The organism is Micromonospora mirobrigensis (assembly GCF_900091555.1).
Classification (GTDB): domain Bacteria; phylum Actinomycetota; class Actinomycetes; order Mycobacteriales; family Micromonosporaceae; genus Micromonospora; species Micromonospora mirobrigensis.
In genome coordinates, this window is sequence record NZ_FMCX01000005.1 from 59868 (window position 1) to 82261 (window position 22394).

A 22394-nucleotide genomic window follows, 5' to 3' on the forward strand; every position below is an offset into this window, starting at 1 on the left:
GCCCTACTGCTCCAGCGTCGGGTAGTCGATGTAGCCGCGCGGGCCCGGCGTGTAGAAGGTGCTCGGGTCCGGCTCGTTGAGCGGCGCGCCGATCTCCCAGCGGCGGGGCAGGTCCGGGTTGGCCAGGAAGTTGCGGCCGACCGCGACCAGGTCGCCGAGACCGCCGTCGAGGATCCGCTCCGCGTCCGCCCGGGTGGTCACCGAGCCGAAGCCGTCGTTGGCGATGAACGGGCCACCGAAGCGGCGCCGCAGGTCGACGATCAGGTCGCTCGCCGGGTCGGCCAGCGCGTGCAGGTAGGCCAGGCCGAGCGGCGCGATCGCGTCGACCAGCGCGCCGTAGGTGGCGGCCACGTCGGCGGCGTCCTCCTCCAGCGCGCCCTGGATGTTGTGCGCGGGCGAGATCCGGATGCCGACCCGGTCGGCGCCGACGGCGTCGGCGACCGCGCGGGTCACCTCGATCACCAGCCGGGCGCGGGCCTCCGGCGAGCCGCCGTACCCGTCGGTGCGCACGTTGCTCGACGGCGCCAGGAACTGGTGCAGCAGGTAGCCGTTGGCGGCGTGCAGCTCCACCCCGTCCAGGCCGGCCGCGACGGCGTTCCGCGCCGCCTGGACGAACTCCTCGACGATCCCGGGCAGCTCGTCGCCGCGCAGCTCACGCGGCTGCGGGTACGCCTTCATCCCGTCGCGGGTGAAGATCTCACCCGGGGCGGCGATGGCGCTGGGCGCCACGGACTCCAACCCGCCCGTGTTGTCGGGGTGGGCGATCCGCCCCACGTGCATCAGCTGCATGAAGATCGCGCCGCCGCCCGCGTGCACCGCGTCGGCGACCGCCCGCCAGCCCTCGACCTGCTCGGGCGAGTGGATGCCCGGGGTGTCCGCGTACCCCTGGCCGACCGCGCTGGGCTGGGTGCCCTCGGTGATGATCAGGCCGGCCGAGGCGCGCTGGCCGTAGTAGGTCGCGGAGATCTCCTGCGGCACCTGGCCCTCGCCCGCGCGGTTGCGGGTCAGCGGCGCCATCACGATCCGGTTGGTCAGTTCCAGCTTGCCGAGGGCGAACGGGCTGAACAGGGCTGTCATCGTGTCTCCGCTTCGTCGTCGAACGGACGTCGTGGATACGCCGGCGTCCCGGGATTGATCAACTCGGCGGCCTGCCCCGCGATTCCCGAACCCGCTCGTGACCCACGTCTCGGTGCCGGGAACCGCCCATCCTGGGACGGGCGATACCTGGTTGTGCACGCCGATGTCGGGCACCGTACAAGGGTGCCGGCGGACGCTCCGACCGGCGGAAGGAGAACCATGACCGGCGACAAGCTGCCCGGTGGCACCTACCGGATGGGCGACCTCACCGTGAGCCGGTTCGGCTACGGCGCCATGCAACTGGCCGGCCCGGGCGTCTTCGGGCCGCCCCGGGACCGGGCCGCCGCCGTCGACGTGCTGCGCACCGCGGTCGAGCTGGGCATCCGGCACATCGACACCTCGGACTACTACGGCCCGCACGTCACCAACGAGATCATCCGGGAGGCGCTCGCGCCGTACCCCGACGACTTGCACATCGTCACCAAGGTCGGCGCCCGCCGCGACGACCAGGGCGGCTGGCCGCCCGCGCGCACCCCGGCCGAGCTGACCGAGCAGGTGCACGACAACCTGCGCCGCCTCGGCCTGGACGCGCTGGACGTGGTGAACCTGCGGGTCGGCGGCATGAGCTCGCCCGAGCCGGGCTCGATCGCCGAGCAGTTCGGCGCCCTCGCCGAGCTGCGCGAGCGGGGGCTGATCCGGCACCTGGGGCTGAGCACGGTCACCGCCGACCAGCTCGCCGAGGCACAGTCGATCGCCCCGGTGGTGTGCGTGCAGAACTTCTACAACCTCGCCAACCGGCAGGACGACGACCTGGTCGACGACACCGCCCGACAGGGCATCGCGTTCGTGCCGTACTTCCCGCTGGGCGGCTTCTCCCGCCTCCAGTCCGACGTCCTGGACCGGGTGGCGGGCAGCCTCGGCAGCACGCCGATGTCGGTGGCGCTGGCCTGGCTGCTGCACCGCTCGCCGAACATCCTGCTCATCCCCGGCACGTCCTCGGTGGCACACCTGCGCGAGAACATCGCCGGCGCGGCCCTGAACCTGCCCGGCGACGCGCTCGCCGAACTGGACGCGGTCGGCGGGTGATCCCGGCCGGGCGTCGACCGCGTCGCCGGCGGGTCACCGGGGCGCGGGCAGGCTCCGCCGCCAGGCCGCCGCCAGCCAGCGCTCGTACTCGGGGCCGACGGGCTCGTCCACGACCAGGCAGAACGGGCCGATCACCCGGCCCGCGCCGCCGGCCAGTCCACCGTGCAGCATGGTGAGGTTGTGGCCGAAGAGCAGGTCGTACCGCTCGCTGGGGGCCAGCACCTCCCACCGGCCGCGGCCCTCGCCCCAGGTCCGCCCGGTGGCGGTGAGCAGTTGGTGGCAGAAGAGCCGCGCGGTGTCGCCGACGCACCCGCCGCACGCGCAGCGCCGGGCCAGCGGCCCGGCCAGCGGATACCGCGCCCGCTCGCCGTCGGTCAGCGGGGCCTCCGCGTGGTGGAAGGACAACCCGTGCCACATCGGCTCGCCCAGGCCGAGCATCGCGCCGATCGACGGGTACGCGCAGCCGTGCTCCGGCTGCCGGGCCAACGCCGCGCGCAGGTTGCCGCCGAGCCAGCGGGCCAGCGACCGGGCGTCCCCGGCTTCCTCGGTGGCCGCCCGTTCCCGGTGCACGGTGCCGAGCAGGTCCAGCCAGTCGTAGTAGGTGGTGGCGCTCAGCCCGTCACCCGGGTCGGCCAGGAACACGCCCTGGTACATCTTGTGCGCCGGGGTGGTGGTGTAGCCACGGTCGCCGAACTGCCGTCCCGCCGGCGCCCAGTCCGGGTCGTCGGCGGTGCTCGGGGTCAGGTACGAGCAGTGCTGTCCGTCGTGGTGCGGCAGCAGCGTCCGGCTGCCGAAGCCCTCCGGGACGTACGTCTGCTGCTCCTTGTCCTGCTCCAGTCGCATCGCCGAGGGCGCGCCGCGGCGCACCAGCGCCACCCGCAGTGCCTCGGAGAGCTCCACGGCCAGCCGCCGGCTCTCCTCGCCGTCGAGGCGTAACCGGCCCAGCCGGAAGATCACGTAACCCTGCTCGGTGATCAGCTGCGCGGCGGTGGCGACCAGCGCGTCGCGGGCGTCGGCGCGTTCCCGCTGGTCGCCCTCGACCAGGCTCGCGCAGTCCAGGTGCAGCTGGGCCGGGGCGAATCGCATGGCCTACCCCCTGTCGGCGGAGCGCCACTGCGGCAGCTCGGGGTCGTGGTGGTCGACGCGGAAGAGGTGCTCGAAGAGCAGCCGGGCGGCGATCTGGGCGGTGGCCCCGGTCGGGTCGTAGCGGGGAGCGATCTCGGCGACGTCCAGGGCGCCGACGGGCAGCCGGCGGAGCACCTCGTAGACGTCGAACAGGTCGCCGACCTGGAGCCCGCCCATCGTCACGTGGCCGGTCCCGGTCGCCGCGCTGGTGTCCAGGACGTCGATGTCCAGCGAGACGTAGACGGTGTCGCACTCGTTGCCCAGCCGCTCCACGGTGGCCGCGAGCGCCGCCGCGGCGCCGTCCCGGACGATCCGCGCCCCGGGTACGACGTGGAAGCCGTCGTCGACGAGCTGCCGGAACTGGTCGTACCTGGTCACGTCGCCGACGCCGACGAAGGCCATGCCGGCGCCCGTCATCCCGGGCAGCTCGCTGATCCGGCGGGAGTTCGAGCCGTGGTAGAGCGGCCCGTGCAGGGTGCTCCAGTTGCCGAAGTCGAAGTGGTGGTCGATGTTGACGAAGCCGACCCGGTGGCCGGCGGCCCGGTCCAGCTGGGCTGCCCGGAACCCGGCGAAGGTGGGGAAGGTCGTCGAGTGGTCGCCGTTGAGGAAGATCACCTGCTCGGCGGCGGCGGCCAGCCGCCGGCTCTCGGCCGCCACGGCCTGGAACGTCCGGACCGTGTCCGTCGGATAGACGTGCAGGTCACCGGCGTCGACCAGGCGCGGCGCCCGGTAGCGGAAGCCCTGCCCGGTGCGGGTGTCCAGCATGTCCCACTGGCCGAGGCTGGCCAGGGAGTTGGCGAAGACGCCGCTGGCCTGGCGTACCGCGCGGGGTCCCTCGGCCGCGCCCGGCCGGGAACTGGCGGTCCCGTCGAACGGCACCGCGGCGACCGCCCAGCCGTCCCACCCGGACAGCTCCCCGGCCCGGACGGCGGGGGCGCCGAAGAGCGTCCCCGGGCCGGCCCAGCCGGGCAGCGGGTCGTCCTGGAAGTCGGCCGGGGCCGCCCGCCGGGCCAGCTCGGCGAAGTCCGGAAGGGCACTCATGTCAGCTGACCTAGCCTCTCTCCGACGATGCGGCCGGCCCGCGCGACCTTCTCCTGGAACAGCTCCCAGCTGCGGTCCGGGGTGAGGTTGCGGGGCCGGTAGACCGGCGGCGCGTCCTCCCGCCAGTTCGCGAAGTCCCAGTCGAAGATCCGCGGTCGCAGCCGCGCGAAGTCCGGGACCAGCGGGTACGGGACGAAGTTGTAGAGGTTGAACAGCCAGAGCAGTTCGCGGTGCTGCCAGAGCCAGTCGACGGTCTGGGCGTGCGACTCCTCGGTCTCCTCGTCCAGCCCGCCCATCACGTTGAGCACCACCCGCAGGCCACCGTCGTGCAGCAGCCGCACCTTGCGGCCGTAGTCGTCCAGGCCGCGGGAGAGCTTGCTCATCCGCTTGAGCAGCTCCGAGTCGCCGGACTCGAAGCCCAGCTCGACCGCGGCGACGCCGAGCGCCTGCATCTGCTCCAGGATGGCCGGGCGGACCTGCATGACGTGGGTCTGCACGATGAACCGGTAGCCGGGGCGGTCGGCGAAGACGTCGATGAGGTTGCGCACCGCCTCCGGTGACTGGCCGAACGTCTTGTCCCCGATGTAGAACAGCCGCGCCTCGGGGAAGCGGGCGGTCAGCCGGTCCACCTCTGCCTCGAGGGCCCTGCGGTGCACCAGGATGAGCTGCCGGGTCCAGGCGTCGCCGCAGAACGAGCAGCGGTAGAGGCAGCCGTGGCTGGCGTTGAGGCGCAGCAGCGGCACCTGACCCCGGTAGCCGTCCAGGTGCCGGTAGTCCGGCACCCAGTCGATGAGGTCGTCGGCCCTGCCGAGTACGGGAAGGTTCTCCGACAGCCGGCCGGTGCCCCGGGCGAGCCCTACCAGCCGGCCCACCAGCGCCGGGGTGAGCTGCCCCCGGTGCACCAGGTCGACCTCGTCCGGGTCGACCAGCGGGGCCATGTTGCCGCCCAGCACCACCTTGCGCCCGGCCCGGCGCAGCAGGGGAGCGACGTGCAGCGCCAGCCGCAGGTTCTGCGCCAGCGGGGAGATGAGCACCAGGTCGCCGGGGGAGCTGTCGGCGAGGATCGCCTCGGCGCAGCCCTCGGGCTGGGCCGGTTGCCTCGACAGGTCGCAGAACCGTGAGTCGAGGCCGCCGCTGCGGACCAGCGCCGTCAGGTGCGCCACCCACAGCGGCATCTCCCAGAGGCCGTCCTGCGGGATGAAGTACTCCGGGAAGTCCGCCCGGAAGGTGGCGTCGTAGTCGGCGTAGTACCGGGTCAGGTGGGGGTCGGGCTCCGCGGTCGACGGGAACGGGAGCTGGACGATGACGGCGGAGGTCATGTGCGCTGGTACCGATCGACCGGTGGCATGAAGAAGTGAGCCCCCGTACGAGATGGAGCGGCGCGCTGCGCCGGCTACTGATCGACGTCCGTGACTTTCCAGACCGAGCGTACGCAGTTCGACCCGGGGCCGGGAGTAGCCGACCGGGGGTAGCCGAACGAGGTGGCCCGCTGGTGTTCTCAGCGGCGCCGGTGGGCGTTGAGCCGGGCGGCCCGACGGGTCAGATGGTCGCGTTCGGCCAGGTGGGAGGCCTTGCCGGCGGCCTCGACGTACAGCTTCACCGCGGTGGCCAGGTCACCGGCGCGTTCGTGCAGGTACGCCGCCACCGCCGTGTGCCGGGGCAGCGAGGCGTCCAGTTTCGCCAGCGCCGCCAGCCCGGCCCGGGGCCCGTCGGCCTCCCCGACGGCCACCGCCCGGTTGAGCCGGGCGATCGGACTGCCGGTCAACCGCACCAGCTCGTCGTACCACTCGACGATCTGCACCCAGTCGGTCTCCTCGGCGGTGGGCGCGTCGGCGTGCAGGGCCGCGACGGCGGCCTGGGCCTGGAACTCGCCCAGCCGGTCGCGGGCCAGGGCCGCCTGGAGGATGACGACGGCCTCCGCGATCGACGTGGTGTCCCATCGGGCGCGGTCCTGCTCGGCGAGCGGCACCAGGCTGCCGTCCGGCGCGGTCCGGGTGTCCCGCCGGGCGTGGTGCAGCAGCATGAGGGCGAGCAACCCCGCCACCTCGGGGTGGTCGATCGTCACCGCGAGCTGCCGGGTCAGCCGGATCGCCTCGGCGGCCAGGTCGACGTCGCCGGAGTAGCCCTCGTTGAACACCAGGTAGAGCACCCGCAGCACCGTGGCGACGTCGCCGGGCTGGTCGAACCGTACGCCGGAGACGGTGCGCTTGGCGCGGCTGATCCGCTGCGCCATGGTCGCCTCCGGCACCAGGTAGGCCCGGGCGATCTGCCGGGTGGTCAGGCCGCCCACGGCGCGCAGGGTGAGCGCCACCGCGGACGACGGCGTCAGCGACGGATGGGCGCAGAGGAAGTAGAGCTGGAGGGTGTCGTCCGCCACCGGCGCCGGCCCGGGCGGCGGTTCGTCGTGCAGCAGTTCCTCCCGCCGCCGGCGCGCGGCGTCCGCCCGGGTGGCGTCCAGGAACTTGCGCCAGGCCGCCGTGACCAGCCAGCCCTTCGGATCCCGTGGCGGGTCGGCCGGCCAGACCCGGACCGCCTCGACCAGCGCGTCCTGCACGGCGTCCTCGGCCGCCGCGAAGTCGGCTCCGCGGCGGACGAGGGCACCGAGCACACTCGGCGTGAGACGCCGGAGCAGGAGCTCATCCATCGGAGGAGGTCATTCCGTGATGGTCGGCGCCTCGGTCAGGAACGGGCGCAGCTCGAGCCACTCGTGGATCGGCCGCCCGCCCGCCCCGGGCGCCGCCGACAGCTCCCCGGCCAGCTCGACCGCCCGGTCGTAACTGTCCACGTCGATCACCATCCAGCCGGCGATGAGGTCCTTGGTCTCGGCGAACGGGCCGTCGGTGACCGGCGGCCGGCCCTCGCCGTCGTACTGGACCCACGTGCCCTCGGGGGCGAGCGCCTGCCCGTCGACGAACTCGCCGGTGCCCTCCAGCCGGGCCGCGAAGTCGTTCATGTACTGGATGTGCGCCGAGATCTCCTCCGGAGTCCACCGGTCCATCGGCACGTTGTTCACCGCGTCCGGAGCGCCGCGGTAGTGCTTGAGCAGCAGGTACTTGGCCATCGTCTTCTCCTCGGTGCCGGGTGCGACCCCATTCTGGTCGCGTTCACACCGGGGACGGAGCCGGCCACGCGTTCTCGACATCGCCGTCCGAACCTTTCGCGGCGCGCCGCCGACGGGCCTGCCGGGACCCGACCGCCGGTAGGATCGCAGGCCATGGCGCTGGGACCGGTGTTGGTGATCGGGCTCGATCCGGTGCGGATCCCGGGCTGGGATCCCGAACCGGTGGTGGCGGCGATCGCCCGCGGCCAGGCCCGCTTCGGCGAGCACGGGATCGAGGCAGACCTCTGCCTGGTGGTGCCGGACGACCACCCCGAACGGGAGATCGTCGCGGCGCTGACCCGCCGGGACTACGCCTGCGTGGTCGTGGGAGGTGGCATCCGCAAGCACGAGCCGTTGCTGGAGCTCTTCGAACGCGTGGTCAACCTGGTCCGGCAGCATGCGCCCGGCGCCGCGATCGCCTTCAACAGCACCCCGGACGACACCGCCGCCGCCGCACTGCGCTGGCTGAGGTAGGCCCTGCGGATCAGCGCTCGGCGTCGAGGAGCCGGTCCAGGACGCCGGCGGTGCTGATCAGGGAGAGGTGGCTGAACGCCTGCGGGAAGTTGCCGATCTGCTCCCCGCTCGGCGCGATCTCCTCGGAGTACAGGCCGAGGTGGCTGCTGTAGGTCAGCATCTTCTCGAAGGTGAGCCGGGCGTCGTCGAGGCGGCCGGACTCGGCGAGGGCCTGGACGTACCAGAACGTGCACATGGTGAAGGTGCCCTCGGCGCCCGGCAGCCCGTCCGGGGAGGCCTCCGGGTCGTATCGGTAGACCAGGCTGTCGGAGACCAGCTCGGCGTCCATCGCCCGCAGCGTCGACTGCCACATCGGGTCACGGGGCGCGATGAAGCCGACGGTCGGCATGGCCAGCAGCGAGGCGTCCAGCACGTCGCACGCGTAGTGCTGCACGAACGCGCCGCGTCCCGGGTGGAAGCCGCGGGTCATGATCTGTTCGTACGCGGCGTCCCGCTCGGCCGTCCAGCGGGCGACGTCGGCCGGCCGGCCGTGCCGTTGGGCCAGCCGGATGCCCCGGTCGAAGGCCACCCAGGACATCAGTCGGCCGTAGGTGAAGTCCTGCCGCCCGCCCCGGGTCTCCCAGATGCCGTCCTCCGGCTGGTCCCAGTGGTCACAGAGCCAGTCCAGCACCTTGGTCGTGTTGCGCCACTCCTGGTAGGAGCTCGGCAGACCCTCGATGTCGGCGAGGTGCAGACAGTTCATCGCCTCGCCGAAGATGTCCAGTTGCAGCTGGGCGGCGGCGTCGTTGCCGATCCGCACCGGTCTCGAGCCGCGGTACCCCTCCAGGTGCGGCAGCACCTCCTCGCCGAGCTCCCGGGAGCCGTCCACCCGGTACATGATCTGAAGCGACTCCCCGCTCTGCTCGGCGTCGCGGATCCGCTCGGTCAGCCAGTCCAGGTAGCCGCGAGCCTCGGCGGTGAAGCCCAGGCTGAGCAGGGCGTGCACCGAGAAGGAGGCGTCCCGCACCCAGGTGTAGCGGTAGTCCCAGTTGCGTTCCCCACCGATCTGCTCCGGCAGGCCCGCGGTGGGCGCGGCGACCAGCCCACCGGTCGGGGCGTACGTCATCAGTTTCAACGTCATCGCCGAGCGCTCGACCATCTCCCGCCAGCGGCCGGTGTAGCGGGAGCCGCCGAGCCACCGCCGCCAGAATTCGCGGGTCTGCTCGTACAGCTCGAGGACCTCGGCCGGGCTGACCACCCGGGGCGGCTCGGGGGACTGGGTGTGCAGCACCACCCCGCCGGTGTGCCCCTGGCGCAGGACGCCGGTGGCCGTCACCCCGCCGTGCTCGTCGTGGTCGAAGTCCCGTTCGTCGAGGAGCATCCCGTCGCGCCGGACCGGGTTGACGGTGAGGGTCAGGTCGCCGCTGCGGAAGACGGTGCCCTCCAGGGTGAAGTCGACCGTGTGCGGCCGGCGACCGTAGTCGAAGCGGGGTTGGCAGTCCATCCGGAACCGCATGCTGCCCCGCACGACGCGGATCATCCGGACGATGCAGTGGTGGTCGGTGGCCACCGCGCCGGCCACCGGCATGAAGTCCACCACCTCCCCGACGCCGTCGGCGCTGAGGAACCGGGTGATCAGGATGGCGGTGCCGGGCAGGTAGATCTGCCGGCTGACGTAGTCGACGTCGCACGGGGAGATCTGGAAGTGCCCGCCCCGCTGCCGGTCCAGCAGGCCGCCGAAGATGCTGGGCGAGTCGAACCGGGGCGCGCAGAACCAGTCGAGCGTGCCGTCCCGGGTGACCAGCGCGGCGGTCTGCAGGTCACCGATCAGCCCGTGGTTCTCCACCGCCGGATACGCCTCCACCAGCAACCTCCCCCTGGTCCCGGTCGAGCGGGTACCCGGTGAGCCGTCGACCATTCCCCGTCCGGTGTCGGCCCGCGGAGACGACGCCGCCCGCGTCGTCCGGTCGGGCCCCGGATCCCGGCGTGCCCCGCAGGAATGCCCATTGAGCTGGGAAAACTCCTCTCTCGGGCCTGGACACCTGCCCTTCCGAAGGTGCTATAGCTGTATTGACCCATTTTGATGGATTGCGAACGTTCGTCGCGTTCGGAGCCCATCATCGGCGCACCCGACGGGTGCCGGCTCCGGGGACAGCGCGGTCCCCTCCGGCCAGCAGGGGCTCCCGCCGCGCCGCGGTCGATCCTTTCCGGCCGGACGAGCGCCCGTTCACGATGTCGAGCGACGGGTGCTCAGCTAGGAGCACCGATGTCCCTGTCACCGTCCCAGCGATTCCGACTACTGGTCGCTCCAGCGGCCGCCCTCGCCCTGGCGCTCTCGGCCGCCGCCGTCACGCCCGCCTCCGCCCGGAGCCCCGGCGCGGACCGGGCGACCACCGTGGCGCCGGTCGCCGCCCCGACCGTCACCCCGATCGCCAAGCCCACCTCCCGGGCCGTCAAGCCCGCCGCGCCGGCGAAGCCCACCGCCGCCCGCAAAGGCAGCCGCGCCGTGGTCACCTGGAAGAAGCCCGCCGACCACGGCAGCGCCATCACCGGGTACGTCGTGACGCCCTACCGCAACGGACGCGTCCAGCCGGCGAAGTCCTTCGACGCCACCACCACCCGCCGGTACGTCACCGGGCTGCGCACCGGCGGGACGTACACCTTCACCGTGGCGGCCCGCAACAAGGCCGGCGTCGGGCCGACCAGCCCGCGCTCCGGCGCGCCGAAGGTGCTGGCGCTCCCGTCCGCACCGACCATCATCGCGGTGTACGCCAACAGCGTCGGCGCGACGCTGAGCTGGACCCCCGGATCCGACGGCGGTTCCCCGGTGACCAACTGGGTGATCACCCCGTACGTCGGTGGCGTCCGGCTGGCCGGTCAGACCGTCGGCCCGGCGACCACCGGCAGCGTCACCGGCCTCACCGCGGGCGTCACCTACCGGTTCACCGTCGCCGCCCGCACGGTCGAGGGCACCGGGCCGGAGTCGCCGCTGTCGCCGCCGGTCATCACCAACGTGTCGCCCACGTTGTCGTTCGGCACGCCACCGCCGGCCGCGGTCGGCGTCGCGTACGTGGCCAACCTGAACGTCACCCACGGGGTGCCACCGTTCGTCTGGTCGGTAGCCTCGGGCAGCCTGCCGTCCGGCCTGACCCTCCAGGCCTCGAACGGCACCCTCTCCGGCGTGCCGACCACCGCGGGGACCTACCCGTTCGTGGTCCGGGTGGTCGACTCGGCCGGCAACGCCGGCTCCCGACTGGTGGTGCTCGTCGTCAACCAGGCACCCAGCCTGAACTTCCCGCCGCCGCCGCTGGCCGAGGTGGGCGCGATCTACTCCGACCAGCTCGTGGTGGTCGGCGGCACGGCGCCGTTCAGCTGGTCGCTGGCCGCCGGCTCGCTGCCGCCCGGGCTGACCCTCGACCCGGCCACCGGGCTGCTCTCCGGCCGGCCGACGGTGGCCGGCGCCTACTCGTTCACGGTCCGGGTCACCGACGCCTTCGGGCTGACCGACACCCAGGACGTCCGGCTGATCGTCCAGGCGGCCAGCATCGTCACACTGACCGCCGACACGACTCTCACCAACTTCGGCACCCCGGTGGGCTTCCACGTGACGATCGGACCGGGCGTCGCCGAGGGGAGCGTCACCCTGATCGACGTGCTGCCCAACGGCACCGAGAACCCGATCGCCTCCTTCCCGGTGACCCTCAACGCGGCGGCGTTCCAGGTGCAGATGCCGGCGTTCGGCCTGAACACCTTCCGCGTCCAGTACGACAGCACCAACACCAACGCGACGGTGGAGTCCAACACCGTCACCATCGACGTGCGGGCCGTCACGAGCCAGCTGTCGATCGACCAGTTCGCCCAGTCCGGCGTCGGTGGCGTCGCCGACCAGTTCATCTCGGTGATCAACACCACCTCGATCGACCTGCCGATCGCCGGCTTCCAGATCCAGACCCCGGGCCTGACGGTCACCGTGCCGTCCAGCGCCCGGCCGCTGCCGCCCCGGCGGGGCTACCTGATCGCGGCCACCGACTACAGCCTGACCAACATCCAGGCCGACCTGGTGGTGCCGAGCCTCGGCACCGGCGGCGGGTTCCGGATCGTCGCCCCGGACGTGCCGCACACCGTGGTGGACGCCGCGGGCAACGCCCCCGGATATTCCGAGGGCACCCCGCTGCCGGCGTTCGGCAGCCCGCCGTTCGTGCACTTCGCCTGGGTACGCCTGCGGGTGAACGGGGCGCCGTACGACTCGGTCAACAACGCGGCCGACTTCCGGCTGGTCTCCACGGTGATCGGCCCGATCAACGGGGTGCCGTCGGCGCTGGGCAGCCCGTCGCCGCAGAACAGCCTCGGCACCTACCAGCAGAACGCCAACCTCCAGTCGACCCTGCTGGACAACGGGGTCGCCGCGACCGCCACACCCAACCAGGACAAGACGGCGACCCGGTGGGTGGTCCGGTTCACCGTCACCAACCGCTCCACCGCGCCGATCACCCAGGCCCGGGTCCGGATCACCGCGCTGAGCCAGGCCAACGGCGCCCCGAAGCCGTGGGGGCCGACGCCGATCTCGCACGGCGACCTGCGGCTGATCAACCCGGCCACGCCCACCAGCACGGTCACGCTCAGCAACGGCAACACGGTGACCGTGAACAACCTGTCGATGGACGCGCCGGCGACCTACCCGCCCGGTGGTGGGCTGTCCACCACCCTGGCCATCCCGCTCGACCTGGGTGGGCTCGGCTCGGGCCGCTCGGTCAACCTGGCGTTGACCTTCGCCATCGACACCGCGGGCCCGATCTGGGTGGGCTGGGACCTCGACGCGCTCGGCGGAACGCCCACCGTCACCACCGCCCGGGTGGCGGCCAGGTCCGCCCACCTGCCCAAGGCGGGGCCGAACACGGCCGGTTTCCGCACGTCCCCCAAGCTCAGCGGCGCCCAGCGGTGAGCTGAGACGAACCACCACGTGCGGGTGGCGTGCCTCCGGGCCGCCACCCGCACCGCCGTCCGCGCGTTGACCCTCTGTAGCGCCATCGAAGGGGGCACAGAGATGCGGACGTCCGGACGCTTCGCCTACGGCCTGCGGGTCCGCGGCCTGGACGACGTCGAGGAGTTGATGCCGGCGGACCCGGACGGCACCGAGCCGGAGCTGGAGATCCGGCAGGCCGGTGACGGCCCGCCACCCACCACGGTTCCTCTCAACCAGCGGTACGGGGCGCGGCTGCTCGCCGACGGGCGGCGGCACCTCGCCATGGACCGGGACCGGGGCACCGCCACCTTCCACGGGCCGCCGCTGAGTCGCGACCTGCTCGCCCACCCGTACCTGGCGCCGGCCGCGGTCGCGTTCAACCGGTGGGCGGGCCGGGAGACGTTCCACGCCGGCGCCTTCGTCCGCGACGGCCGGGCCTGGGCGGTACTGGGCCCGCGTACGGCCGGCAAGAGCAGTCTGCTGGCGGCGCTGGCGGCGCGCGGCGTACCGGTGGTGGCCGACGACGTGGTGGTGGTGGACGGCGCCGACGTCTTCGCCGGACCACGCTGCATCGACCTCCGGGAGCCGGTGCCCGGGGTGGGACTCGACACCCGGCCCGCCCGGGAGCGCACCCGCACGAGGGTGCCGCTGCCGCCGATCGCCGACCGGACACCGCTGGGCGGCTGGTACTTCCTGCGCTGGGGGGACGAGTTGAGTGTGCCGGCCGTGACCGCCGCCGAACTGCTCGGCCGGCTGGCCGCCTGGCGCTCCTGCCCCGAGCTGCCGTCCGCCCCGGCGACCCTGCTGGCGCTCGCCGCCCTGCCGGCCTGGGACCTGACCCGGCCGCGGGACTGGGCCGCGCTGGACCGGACCTGCGCGCTGCTCGGCGTGGCCCGGGCCGAACGGGGCCCGGCGTGACCGCCGCGGCCCTGCCGGACGCCGTCCGCTGCCTCGCCCTCGACGAGGCGGCCGTGCGGACCTCGGCCGCGCTGCACGCCGACGGGATCGACAGCCTGCTGCTCAAGGGCGCCGGGCTGGCCCGGCACCTCGGGACCGCACCCGTACGCCGCTACATCGACGTCGACCTGCTGGTCGCCCCGGAGGCGTTCGACGCCGCCCGGACGGTGCTGGACGGGCTCGGATACCGCTCGGTGATGCCGGGCGCCCGCCCCGACGACTGGGTGCTCGACTACGAGCAGGCGTGGACCGTTCCCGGCCCCGGCGGCCTGGTGGTCGACCTGCACCGCGGCTTCCACGGCGTACGCGACCCCGACGCGTTCTGGGCCGCCCTCTCCGCGACGGCGGTGCGGATCCCGCTGGCCGGCGGCGTCGTGGCGGTCCCCGACCGGGTGGGGGCGGCGCTGCTGGTGGCCCTGCACGCCGCCATGCCGGGCCGGTCGACCGGACCCCGCGCCGACCTGGAACGGGCGCTGGAGGTGTTCCCGCCGGACGTCTGGTCCGCCGCCGCCGACCTCGCCGGCCGGACCCGGGCGACCGCGATGTTCGACCTGGGGCTGCGCCGCGTCGAGGCCGGCGCCCGGCTCGCCGAGCGGCTCGGGCCCGGCGGTGAGCTGACGACGGTGGAGTGGCTCACCGGTCACCGTGGTTCGGGGGCGGCGCACCTGCTGGCCCGGGCCGCCGAGTTGCCGACCCGCCGGCAGCGGCTGCGCTACCTGGCCCGTCGGCTCGTGCCCTCCCCGGCCGCCATGCGCTACGGCCGACCGCTGGCCGGTCGCGGTCGTGCCGGACTGACGCTGGCCTACCTGGCCCGGTTCACCCGGGCGACCTGGCAGGTGCCGCGGGCCGTACCCGAGCTGCGTCGCGCGGCCCGGCTCGCCCGCCGCGACGTCGCCGCACGGACCGGTGCCGGCCGGCCGCGCGCCAGGCGCTCCGGCGGCGTCCTGCCGGCGCTGGCCCGGCAGACGCGCCGGTACGGGCCGGCGGGGCTGCGGGTGGCGGCGTGGACGGTCCGCGCGCACCGGCTGGTCCGCCGGCAGCTGGCCGATGGCGGCCTGGCGGCCGTCCGGCTCTCCGCTCCACCGTCGGGCGCCGATCGTGGGCTGGTCCGGGGGGTGCTGCGCCGCACCGGCGCGAACTGCCTGGAACGGTCCCTGGTGCTGCAACGCTTCGACGCCGACCGGGGCGCCGCCCGGGTGCTGGTGATCGGGGTGACCGCCCCCCGGCGCGGGTTCCACGCCCACGCCTGGCTGGACGGTGACGCCGACCAGCACCGGGCGGGCATGCAGGAGATCCTGCGTCGACCCGCGCCGGCCGGCTGGTTCCCGGCCGGTCAGGACCGCTGAAGCAGGCCGTGGCCGTCCAGCTCGGACAGGAAGCGGGTGACGTCGTCGGCGGCCCGCTCCCGCTCGACCGGAGCGGTCGCGGCCAGCGCCTCGGTCAGCTCGTCGGCGGTGGCGCCGTCGAGCAGCCGTCGCCAGAGCAGTGCCGCTGAGCGGTCCAGGCCGAAGTAGACCGAGTTCCTGGTGTCCAGGACGACGATCTCGTCGCCGGCCTCCCGCCAGGCCGCGTGCTGCTGGCCGATCCGGTAGACGGTGTGCCGTTGTCCGTTCATCGGGAGACCTCCGTGGTCGGTGACTGAACCGGTGGGTGTCGGACGAGCCAGAGCTGCTGGACGAGCGCCATCGTGCCGGCCGGGATCGGCCAGTGGGACCACACCGTCCGCAGGCCGGCCGGGTCGACCAGCGTCTCGTCCACCCCGGCGCCGTCCCAGCTCCGGACGAACTCCCGGGTGGGGGTGCGCAGGAAGGCGCCGAGGAAGTTCGCCTTGCGGCGCGCAGCGACGATCACCTCGGGCAGCTGCCCGGCGGCGATGCCGGCGAGCAGGTCCACCCGGGCCGGGCGCCACCGCCGCCCCGCCCAGCCGGTCAGCGCGGCCACGAAGCCGGGGTCCAGCAGCGGATGCACCGGCAGCACGTCGTGGTCGTCGCTGACCAGCGCGAAGGCGTCGATCCCGGTACGCAGGTCCCGGCGCCGAAGGTGCCAGGCGACGCGCCGGTCGAGCCGGTGCGGCTCGGCCCGCACCTCGGCCCGGTACGCCTCGGCGACGGCCACGGCCACCTCCGGGCGCAGCCACGGCATCGGCGGCAGCAGCGGCGCCGGTCGGCGGCCGAGCCGGCGCACCGCACCGGCGGCCCGGCGCAGGTACGCCCACGCCGTACGCGGCGCCGGCCGGCGCCAGCCGGCGAGCACCTGGTCGCCACCGGCCCCGGTGAGCAGTGCGCCGCCCCGGGCCAGCTCGATGATGGGCAGGTGCACGTGCAGGTTCACCGGGTGCCGCAGGCCGTACCGGTGCAGGAACCGTCGCGCCACCTCGCCGACCAGGTCGAGCTCGTCGTACACGTGCTGGATCTGCCAGTGCTCGCGGACGCCGAGCACGTCGACGATCCGTTCCTGCCAGGACGACTCGTCGGTGCGCGGCACGTCGGGATAGCGCCAGGTGAACGGGACGGGGTCGGGCAGCCCGTGGCGGCGGGCGACCCGCACCGCGACGGCCAGGACCAGGGACGAGTCCAGGCCACCGGAGAAGCTGACCAGGCAGGGCGGCCGGAGCAGCGCGGGCAGCACCGCCGATTCCAGCGCGGCCAGCGGCGAGTCGGCGGCCGGGCTGGCCGGGGCGGTCGACGGCGGATCGACGCCCAGCACGACGCCGGCGGCGATGTCGAAGGTGGCGACGGAGGACATGGTCACCTCAGATCCGGGTGAGGCGGCCGCGCCGCCGGGCCGAGCGCAGCGCGCGGTCGAACAGCCACACCGACGCCGGAAGCAGGACCGCCACGCCGCCGGTGAGCAGCAACAGCTCCGCCCCCCAGGGGTCGCCGGCCAGCGCCTGCCGCAGACCGTCGATGGCGACCCGGCTGGGCAGCACCGCCGTCAGCGCGGCCGGCACGCCGGGCAACGCGGTGACCGGGAAGTAGGCGCCGGAGACGAAGGAGAGCGCCACGAGCAGCAGTCGGGCCAGCACGTCTCCACGGCCGGTGACCACCGTGACCGCCATCAGCGCGATCCCGACCCCCATCATCGCGGCGGCGCCGGCCAGCAGGATCAGCGCCACTCCGAGCCCGCTGGCCTCGCCCACGTCCAGGCCGAACAGCAGCGCGAGGACCACCAGGTAGAGGGCGGCCCGCAGCAGGGCGACCAGGAACGGGTACGCCGCCAACCCGACCGCGAGCACCCCGGCGGAGACGGGTTGGACGGTCAGCAGCTCCAGGGTGCCGTCGCGCTGCTCCTGGGCGACGCGCCCGGCGACCTGGCTGGTGGCCGTCTGGACCACGAGCATGAAGGTGATGCCCACGGCCACGAAGTCGAAGTAGTGCGGCGACGCGCCGAGCAGGCCGTCCTTCGGGGTGAGCACCCGGGAGATCACCAGGAAGAGGGCGAGGTTCACCACCCCGTAGGCGATGTCCAGCAGGAGCGGCGCCCACATCCGGCGACCCTCGGCGAGGTCCCGCCCGGCCAGCGCCAGAACCGCCCGGGCGCTGCCCGGTGCGCGCGCCGGCGCGGCGGACACCGGTCGGGCGGTCGGCGCGTACCCGGACGACGGCACGGGGACGGTCATCGGGTCACCGTTCACCGTGGACCGGGAAGCTGAGGGCGCGGTCGCACCGGTCACGGTCCTCGGGATGGTGGGACACCAGGACGCAGGTGAGGTCGCGGCGGCGGTCCAGGGCGGCCCAGAGCAGGGCGCGGGCGTGGACGTCCAGGGACCGGCCGGGCTCGTCGAGCAGGAGCAGGGCCGGATCGCCGAGCAGCGCGCGGGCGATGGTGACCCGGGCCCGCATGCCGGCCGAGCAGCGCTCCGTCGGCACGCGGGCGAAGGGCTCGATCTCCAACTCGGTCTCCAGCCGGGCGACCGCCGTGCGCGCGGCCGGCCCCGCGAGCCGGAGCCGGGCGGCCAGCAACAGGTTGTCGTGTCCGGACAGGCGGCCGTAGAGGCCCTGCTCGGGGGTGAGGCAGACGCCGGTGAGCCGCCGGGCCTGCGCCGAGCCGGCCGGGTGACCGGCGACGCTGGCCTCGCCGGCGGTGAAGGTGAGCGTGCCGGCGAGGCAGCGCAGCAGGGTGGTCTTCCCGGCGCCGTTCCGGCCGTCGAGCAGCAGACGCGTGCCGGCCGGGACGTCGAGGTCGAGCCCGTCGAAGACGGGGCGGGAACCGAAGCGCCGGGCGGCGTCGCGCACGCGCAACGTCACCACCGGCTCCGTCTCAGGCCGAGGCGCCGGCACCGCCGAAACCGTCATCCGCACCCAGGCCGCCGCCCTGGGTGAGTTCGGCGAGGGTGCCCAGCCGCTGGATGCGCGGCGGCTGGTAGACCCGGTCGGTGTCCGACTCCTGCGTGGCGCCCTGCGGCATGCGTACCTCGTTCACTTTGTTTCCCCTTGTCGTTTTGCGGCCCTTCTGGGAGATTACCGGCTCCTGGTCCTTTTCGTGGGAAGAAAGGCCAGGTCAACCGGTCGAGCAGCCGCGTCATGCGGTGCTGGCGGTGCCGGCGCCGGGATCCGCCGCGATCCGCTCGGCGCCGACCCGGCCCTGGTGGCCGGCGAGGACCCGGTCGACGATCCGCTCGGCGAACGCCCGGTCCAGGGCGCCACCGGAGACCGCCCGCCGGTAGAACAGCGGCCCGGCCAGCTGGTCGAGCACGTCGGCCGGGTCGGTGTCGGCGGGCAGTTCCCCGCGATCGATGCCCCGCTCGACGGCGCGCAGGATGACGGCGTGCCGCGCCTCGCCCTCCCGGCGGTGCAGGGCCGCGACCTGCGGGTCGCGTTCGGCGGCGTCCACCAGCGCGAACATCAGCCCCGCTGCCGGGCCGGCGGAGAGCGCCGCGGCGAGGCCGGCGACCAGGTCGAGCAGGTCGCCGCGGAGGGTGCCGGTGTCGGGGTCGACGGGTGGGCGCCGCACGCTGTCGAAGGCGTCGAGGATCAGCGCCGCCTGGCCGTCCCAGTGCCGGTAGATGGTCGTCTTCGCCACCCCGGAACGCTCCGCCACGGCCTCGATGGTGGTGCCGGCGATGCCGCGCTCGGCGAGCAGGTCCAGCGCCGTGGCGATGACCACGGCCCGGGTACGCCGTACCCGTGGATCGGTCGCCCGGCCCATCCGTGTCCCCTCCCGTCCGGCGCCGGGCGGGTGGCGCCTACCGCCACAGCTCCCGGTGCTCCTGCACATACTGGCGCAGGGTGCGGGGTGGCCGCCCGAGCAGGTGGGGCAGGGTGGGGTCGACCCGTTCGGCCTGGCCCCGCCGCAGGCCGGTGTGCAGCACGGTCTGCACCAGCGCCTGGACCAGTGGCAGGCCCCGGCGGCGCAGGTGGGCCAGGTAGCCGCCGACGGTGGCCGGCCGGTAGCCGATCGGCCGGCCGAGGACCTCGGCGAGCAGGGCCGCCACCTGGTCGAAGTCGAGCGCCTCCGGGCCGGTGAGGGTGTACCCGGCGCCGGCGTGCGCCGCCGGGTCGGCGAGGACGACGGCCGCGACGTCACCCAGGTCGCGGGTGTCGACGAAGGCGACCCGTCCGTTGCCCGCAGGCAGGAAGATCCGGTCGTCCTCGCGGATGTCCCGCCGGTAGGCGTCGGCGAGGTTCTGGGCGAAGAAGCCGGGCCGCAGGATCGTGTACGGCAGGCCGCAGGCGCGCAGGTGCGTCTCGACCCGGTGGTGGGGGACCACCCGGTTGGTGTCGGCGCCGGTGACCGAGGCGAACACGACGTGCCCGACGCGGTGCCGGACGGCGGCGTCGACGAGCGCGTTGAGGGTGGGTCCGACCCGGGCGATCTGCGGCGGCCGGAGCAGGAACAGCGCGCCCGCGTCGGCCAGCGCCGGGTCGAAGGTGCCGGGGTCGGCGAAGTCCAGGCGTACGGCGGGGACGCCGGGGAAGCGTCGCCGCAGCTCGGCCAGGTCGAGTCCGGCGACCCGCACCGGCATGCCGGCGGCGGCCAGGGACCGGGCGACCGCCCCGCCGACGTTGCCGGTCGCACCGGTGACCAGCACCGGGGCGGTCACCGCGCACCGCCGGCGACGTCCAGGTAGACCAGGGCGAGGCCGTCGCGGCGCGACGCCTCGGCCAACTCGTCGTGGGTGGGGGTCCGGGGCACGTTGATCCGGATGCCCATCCGCCGCCCCGCCCGTCGGTGTCCGGCCGCCTCGATCAGCGTGCGGTAGGCGGTGGCCACCCGGTCCGGGTCCTCGACGAGTTCGGCGCGGGCCGGCCGGTGCCGGCCGAGCAGGGTCACCGCCACGTCCGGCCGGTCGCGCAGGTTGACCCGCCAGGGCGAGTTGGTCAGCACCAGCAGCCGGCCGTCGCCGTTGTCCCGGTAGGCCACCGGGAAGACCAGCTCGCGCCCGGTACGCCGCCCGGTCACGTGCAGCAGCAGCAGGTGCCGGCCCACCCGGCCGGCCCGGGCCGGATCGGTGAGCAGCCAGCGCATGACCCGGTTGACGACCCGGTAGGGGGCCTTGGGCGGCCGGATCCGTTGCACGGCCGGCCGGGGGGAGGATGCCATACCGGTACGGTAACGCTACGGGACCGTAGCGGAAAGGGGTTCGTCGCGCCGCTGCGATGATCACCGGGTGCCGTCGTCGCATGCCGTCCGGCACAGCGGGAAGGCCCACCGGTCGACCGGACCGAGCCGAGGAGGCCGCGCCATGCCCGACACGTCACCCGCCGCAGGCGGCTTCGCCGTCGTGGAGATGTTCACCTCGCAGGGCTGCAACAGCTGCCCGCCGGCGGAGGAACTGCTCTCCGAGATCGACCGGGACGCGCGCCGGCACGGCAGACCCGTCCACGCCCTCGGCTTCCACGTCGACTACTGGGACCACCTGGGCTGGGCCGACCCGTACGGCGCGCAGGCGCACACCCTGCGCCAGGAGGCGTACGCGCGGGCGTTCGGCTCGGGTGGGTTGTACACGCCGCAGATGATCGTCAACGGCACCGTCGAGTTCGTCGGCTCGGACCGCCGGCAGGCCGACTCGGCGATCGCCGCCGCCCTGGCGCGCCCGCCCGCCACGACGCTGACCCTGACGGTGGCCGGGGCCGGGGCCGGGGCCGGGGCCGGTGACCGGGTGGTGCTGGACTACGCGACCGGGCCTTTGCCCGCGCAGTCGGTGTTGAACGTGGCGGTGGTGGAACGCGGCCTGGAGAACCACGTCCCCCGGGGGGAGAACGCCGGGCGGACGCTGCGCCAGGACGGCGTGGTGCGCGCCTTCACCGCCACGCCGGTGGACACCCAACGGGGGCGGGTGGAACTCCAGGTGCCGCCGGCCGTCGACCCGCACCGCGCCTCGGTGGTCGGCTACCTGCAGAACGACGCCGACAAGAGCGTCGTGGCCGCCACCGCCGTCGACCTCTGACCAGGGGAACCGACGATGTCGAGCGGCCCGGCGACACTGCTGAGACGCCGCGACGAGCCGCTCCAGGCGTCGTTCCTGGAACTCTTCTTCGACCTCTCCTTCGTCTTCGCGCTGCGCCAGCTGTCGGTCGTCCTGCTGGACGACGTGAGCCTCGCCGGGGCGGCCCGCACCGGCCTGCTCCTGCTGCCACTCTGGTCGGTCTGGGTGGTGACGGCCTGGTTCACCGACTGGTTCGACCGCGACAACCGGTGGATCCAGGCCCTGCTCGTCGGCGCCACCCTCGGGGTGCTGCTGATGAGCGTCGCCGTGCCCGAGGCGACCGGGGACCGGGCGCTGCTCTTCGCCGGGGCGTACGTCGTGCTGCACGTCGGGCGCAGCCTCGTCACGGCGGTATCGTTGCGCGGCCACCCGCTACGCCGCCGTACGCTGCGGATCCTGGTCTGGTTCGTCGCCTCCGGTGTGCTGTGGCTGACGGGGGCGGTGTGGCCGCCGGGCCGGGTGCCGCTGTGGGTGCTGGCCGCCGGCTGGGACCTCGCGGGACCGCACCTGGGCTGGCCGGTGCCCGGTCTCGGCCGGGCGCAGCCCGGCGAGCTGCGGCTGCGCGGGCGGCACCTCACCGACCGGTTCCAGCAGGTCTTTATCGTCGCGCTCGGCGAGCTGGTGATCGCCGCCGGCCTGGCGTACGCCTCGACCGGACTGGCGCCGCCGGAGTCCATCGCGTTCCTGCTGGCCTTCGCGGCGGCGGTGCTGATCGGCCGGCTCTACGTCCGGCCGGCCGGCCCTCGCCTCGGCGCCGCCATCGACGAGCGGAACCCGGCCAGGTTCGCCACCCTCACCGGCAACCTGCACGGGATCATGATCGCCGGTGTGCTGGGCACCTCCGTGGCGGCCGACCTGGTCATCACGCACCCCGTCGAGGTGGAGTCCACCGCCGCGACGGTCCTGACCGCCGTCGGACCCGCGCTCTTCCTGACCGGCCGGATCGCCCTGTCCGCCGTCGTGTACCGCCGATGGTCCTGGTCCCGGCTGCTCGGCCTGCCCGCGCTGCTGGCCATCGCGCTCGCCGGGCGCTTCGCGCCGCTGCTGGTGGTCACCGCGGCGACCGTCGGGGTGCTCCTCGCCGTGGCGCTGGCCGAGCGCCGGCCGGCCGTTCCGGCTCGCCGGTCCGGTGTCCGAGCCTAGGCTGAGGCTGCCCCGACCAG

22 protein-coding genes are annotated in these 22394 nt (G+C 74.1%); 7 read left to right on the forward strand and 15 right to left on the reverse strand.

The annotated features are described in order from the left end of the window. Window positions 1-3 precede the first annotated feature (3 nt). Window positions 4-1077, reverse strand: a complete 1074-nt coding sequence (locus GA0070564_RS17530) for an alkene reductase (RefSeq protein ID WP_091609752.1) — start codon at window positions 1075-1077, stop codon at window positions 4-6. 219 nt (window positions 1078-1296) lie between these two features. Between GA0070564_RS17530 and GA0070564_RS17535 the strand changes: the two genes are divergently transcribed. Then, a complete protein-coding gene (locus GA0070564_RS17535; protein WP_091609753.1) occupies window positions 1297-2163 on the forward strand; it encodes an aldo/keto reductase family oxidoreductase in 867 nt (288 codons plus the stop codon). Window positions 2164-2196: 33 nt separating this feature from the next. Here the strand turns inward: GA0070564_RS17535 and GA0070564_RS17540 are convergent, their stop codons facing one another. The 5 genes from GA0070564_RS17540 to GA0070564_RS17560 all read right to left on the reverse strand — a co-directional run bounded on the left by GA0070564_RS17540 (window position 2197) and on the right by GA0070564_RS17560 (window position 7390). Beyond that, window positions 2197-3249: a hypothetical protein gene (locus GA0070564_RS17540; protein ID WP_091609754.1), complete on the reverse strand. Its 1053-nt coding sequence runs from the start codon at window positions 3247-3249 to the stop codon at window positions 2197-2199. A gap of 3 nt (window positions 3250-3252) precedes the next feature. Next, on the reverse strand, window positions 3253-4329 hold the full coding sequence (locus GA0070564_RS17545; protein ID WP_091609755.1) for an arginase family protein: 1077 nt from the start codon (window positions 4327-4329) through the stop codon (window positions 3253-3255). Then, complete coding sequence (locus GA0070564_RS17550; protein WP_091609756.1) at window positions 4326-5648, reverse strand: B12-binding domain-containing radical SAM protein; 1323 nt, start codon at window positions 5646-5648, stop codon at window positions 4326-4328. Before GA0070564_RS17550 ends, GA0070564_RS17545 begins: the two co-directional genes overlap by 4 nt. Before the next feature lie 179 nt (window positions 5649-5827). Then, window positions 5828-6973: an RNA polymerase sigma factor gene (locus tag GA0070564_RS17555; RefSeq protein WP_091609757.1), complete on the reverse strand. Its 1146-nt coding sequence runs from the start codon at window positions 6971-6973 to the stop codon at window positions 5828-5830. A gap of 9 nt (window positions 6974-6982) precedes the next feature. Beyond that, complete coding sequence (locus tag GA0070564_RS17560) at window positions 6983-7390, reverse strand: YciI family protein (protein ID WP_091609758.1); 408 nt, start codon at window positions 7388-7390, stop codon at window positions 6983-6985. Between the two features lie 153 nt (window positions 7391-7543). Here GA0070564_RS17560 and GA0070564_RS17565 point away from each other — a divergent pair, with 153 nt between their 5' ends. Then, window positions 7544-7903: a hypothetical protein gene (locus GA0070564_RS17565; RefSeq protein ID WP_091609759.1), complete on the forward strand. Its 360-nt coding sequence runs from the start codon at window positions 7544-7546 to the stop codon at window positions 7901-7903. Between the two features lie 10 nt (window positions 7904-7913). Here the strand turns inward: GA0070564_RS17565 and GA0070564_RS17570 are convergent, their stop codons facing one another. After that, window positions 7914-9746, reverse strand: a complete 1833-nt coding sequence (locus GA0070564_RS17570; RefSeq protein WP_091609760.1) for a glycoside hydrolase family 15 protein — start codon at window positions 9744-9746, stop codon at window positions 7914-7916. A 402-nt stretch (window positions 9747-10148) separates the two neighbouring features. Here GA0070564_RS17570 and GA0070564_RS17575 point away from each other — a divergent pair, with 402 nt between their 5' ends. From GA0070564_RS17575 to GA0070564_RS17580, 3 genes are all read left to right on the forward strand, one after another. Then, entirely contained in the window at window positions 10149-12824 is a 2676-nt protein-coding gene (locus GA0070564_RS17575; protein WP_176730718.1) for a putative Ig domain-containing protein, read from the forward strand. A gap of 102 nt (window positions 12825-12926) precedes the next feature. Beyond that, complete coding sequence (locus tag GA0070564_RS29380; protein ID WP_176730719.1) at window positions 12927-13763, forward strand: hypothetical protein; 837 nt, start codon at window positions 12927-12929, stop codon at window positions 13761-13763. Further along, the gene (locus tag GA0070564_RS17580; RefSeq protein ID WP_176730720.1) at window positions 13760-15148 is read left to right on the forward strand and encodes a nucleotidyltransferase family protein; all 1389 of its coding nucleotides are present in this window, start codon (window positions 13760-13762) and stop codon (window positions 15146-15148) included. The genes GA0070564_RS29380 and GA0070564_RS17580 overlap by 4 nt, the downstream gene beginning before the upstream one ends. Here the strand turns inward: GA0070564_RS17580 and GA0070564_RS17585 are convergent. The 8 genes from GA0070564_RS17585 to GA0070564_RS17615 form a co-directional block, all read right to left on the reverse strand. Next, window positions 15136-15417: a PqqD family protein gene (locus GA0070564_RS17585; protein ID WP_091609763.1), complete on the reverse strand. Its 282-nt coding sequence runs from the start codon at window positions 15415-15417 to the stop codon at window positions 15136-15138. The two genes, GA0070564_RS17580 and GA0070564_RS17585, sit on opposite strands and share 13 nt — an antisense overlap. Then, window positions 15414-16547, reverse strand: a complete 1134-nt coding sequence (locus GA0070564_RS17590; RefSeq protein ID WP_245670108.1) for an asparagine synthase-related protein — start codon at window positions 16545-16547, stop codon at window positions 15414-15416. The genes GA0070564_RS17585 and GA0070564_RS17590 overlap by 4 nt, the downstream gene beginning before the upstream one ends. A 7-nt stretch (window positions 16548-16554) precedes the next feature. Further along, window positions 16555-17421 carry an ABC transporter permease gene (locus tag GA0070564_RS17595; RefSeq protein ID WP_141714808.1) on the reverse strand — a complete coding sequence of 289 codons (867 nt, stop codon included), beginning with the start codon at window positions 17419-17421 and terminating at the stop codon, window positions 16555-16557. Between the two features lie 4 nt (window positions 17422-17425). Next, window positions 17426-18049 (reverse strand): ABC transporter ATP-binding protein, encoded by a 624-nt coding sequence (locus tag GA0070564_RS17600; protein ID WP_176730721.1) that lies wholly within the window; start codon window positions 18047-18049, stop codon window positions 17426-17428. 13 nt (window positions 18050-18062) lie between these two features. Beyond that, a complete protein-coding gene (locus GA0070564_RS28940; protein ID WP_141714809.1) occupies window positions 18063-18224 on the reverse strand; it encodes a lasso RiPP family leader peptide-containing protein in 162 nt (53 codons plus the stop codon). Window positions 18225-18323: 99 nt separating this feature from the next. Then, complete coding sequence (locus GA0070564_RS17605; RefSeq protein WP_091609767.1) at window positions 18324-18950, reverse strand: TetR/AcrR family transcriptional regulator; 627 nt, start codon at window positions 18948-18950, stop codon at window positions 18324-18326. 37 nt (window positions 18951-18987) lie between these two features. Then, window positions 18988-19845 carry an SDR family oxidoreductase gene (locus GA0070564_RS17610; protein WP_091609768.1) on the reverse strand — a complete coding sequence of 286 codons (858 nt, stop codon included), beginning with the start codon at window positions 19843-19845 and terminating at the stop codon, window positions 18988-18990. Further along, the gene (locus GA0070564_RS17615) at window positions 19842-20345 is read right to left on the reverse strand and encodes a nitroreductase/quinone reductase family protein (protein ID WP_091609769.1); all 504 of its coding nucleotides are present in this window, start codon (window positions 20343-20345) and stop codon (window positions 19842-19844) included. The genes GA0070564_RS17610 and GA0070564_RS17615 overlap by 4 nt, the downstream gene beginning before the upstream one ends. A gap of 142 nt (window positions 20346-20487) precedes the next feature. Here GA0070564_RS17615 and GA0070564_RS17620 point away from each other — a divergent pair, with 142 nt between their 5' ends. Together GA0070564_RS17620 and GA0070564_RS17625 are read left to right on the forward strand one after the other, a co-directional pair. Further along, window positions 20488-21192, forward strand: coding sequence for a DUF1223 domain-containing protein (locus GA0070564_RS17620; protein WP_091609770.1), 705 nt, complete (start codon window positions 20488-20490; stop codon window positions 21190-21192). Between the two features lie 15 nt (window positions 21193-21207). Next, window positions 21208-22374: a low temperature requirement protein A gene (locus GA0070564_RS17625; protein ID WP_091609771.1), complete on the forward strand. Its 1167-nt coding sequence runs from the start codon at window positions 21208-21210 to the stop codon at window positions 22372-22374. Window positions 22375-22394 lie beyond the last annotated feature (20 nt).

Bases quoted from the DNA above. Each gene is read 5' to 3' on its own strand.
- GA0070564_RS17530 (WP_091609752.1), bottom strand. From the start codon at position 1,077: ATGACAGCCCTGTTCAGCCCGTTCGCCCTCGGCAAGCTGGAACTGACC.
- GA0070564_RS17535 (WP_091609753.1), top strand. From the start codon at position 1,297: ATGACCGGCGACAAGCTGCCCGGTGGCACCTACCGGATGGGCGACCTC.
- GA0070564_RS17540 (WP_091609754.1), bottom strand. From the start codon at position 3,249: ATGCGATTCGCCCCGGCCCAGCTGCACCTGGACTGCGCGAGCCTGGTC.
- GA0070564_RS17545 (WP_091609755.1), bottom strand. From the start codon at position 4,329: ATGAGTGCCCTTCCGGACTTCGCCGAGCTGGCCCGGCGGGCGGCCCCG.
- GA0070564_RS17550 (WP_091609756.1), bottom strand. From the start codon at position 5,648: ATGACCTCCGCCGTCATCGTCCAGCTCCCGTTCCCGTCGACCGCGGAG.
- GA0070564_RS17555 (WP_091609757.1), bottom strand. From the start codon at position 6,973: ATGGATGAGCTCCTGCTCCGGCGTCTCACGCCGAGTGTGCTCGGTGCC.
- GA0070564_RS17560 (WP_091609758.1), bottom strand. From the start codon at position 7,390: ATGGCCAAGTACCTGCTGCTCAAGCACTACCGCGGCGCTCCGGACGCG.
- GA0070564_RS17565 (WP_091609759.1), top strand. From the start codon at position 7,544: ATGGCGCTGGGACCGGTGTTGGTGATCGGGCTCGATCCGGTGCGGATC.
- GA0070564_RS17575 (WP_176730718.1), top strand. From the start codon at position 10,149: ATGTCCCTGTCACCGTCCCAGCGATTCCGACTACTGGTCGCTCCAGCG.
- GA0070564_RS29380 (WP_176730719.1), top strand. From the start codon at position 12,927: ATGCGGACGTCCGGACGCTTCGCCTACGGCCTGCGGGTCCGCGGCCTG.
- GA0070564_RS17585 (WP_091609763.1), bottom strand. From the start codon at position 15,417: ATGAACGGACAACGGCACACCGTCTACCGGATCGGCCAGCAGCACGCG.
- GA0070564_RS17590 (WP_245670108.1), bottom strand. From the start codon at position 16,547: ATGTCCTCCGTCGCCACCTTCGACATCGCCGCCGGCGTCGTGCTGGGC.
- GA0070564_RS17595 (WP_141714808.1), bottom strand. From the start codon at position 17,421: ATGACCGTCCCCGTGCCGTCGTCCGGGTACGCGCCGACCGCCCGACCG.
- GA0070564_RS17605 (WP_091609767.1), bottom strand. From the start codon at position 18,950: ATGGGCCGGGCGACCGATCCACGGGTACGGCGTACCCGGGCCGTGGTC.
- GA0070564_RS17615 (WP_091609769.1), bottom strand. From the start codon at position 20,345: ATGGCATCCTCCCCCCGGCCGGCCGTGCAACGGATCCGGCCGCCCAAG.
- GA0070564_RS17620 (WP_091609770.1), top strand. From the start codon at position 20,488: ATGCCCGACACGTCACCCGCCGCAGGCGGCTTCGCCGTCGTGGAGATG.
- GA0070564_RS17625 (WP_091609771.1), top strand. From the start codon at position 21,208: ATGTCGAGCGGCCCGGCGACACTGCTGAGACGCCGCGACGAGCCGCTC.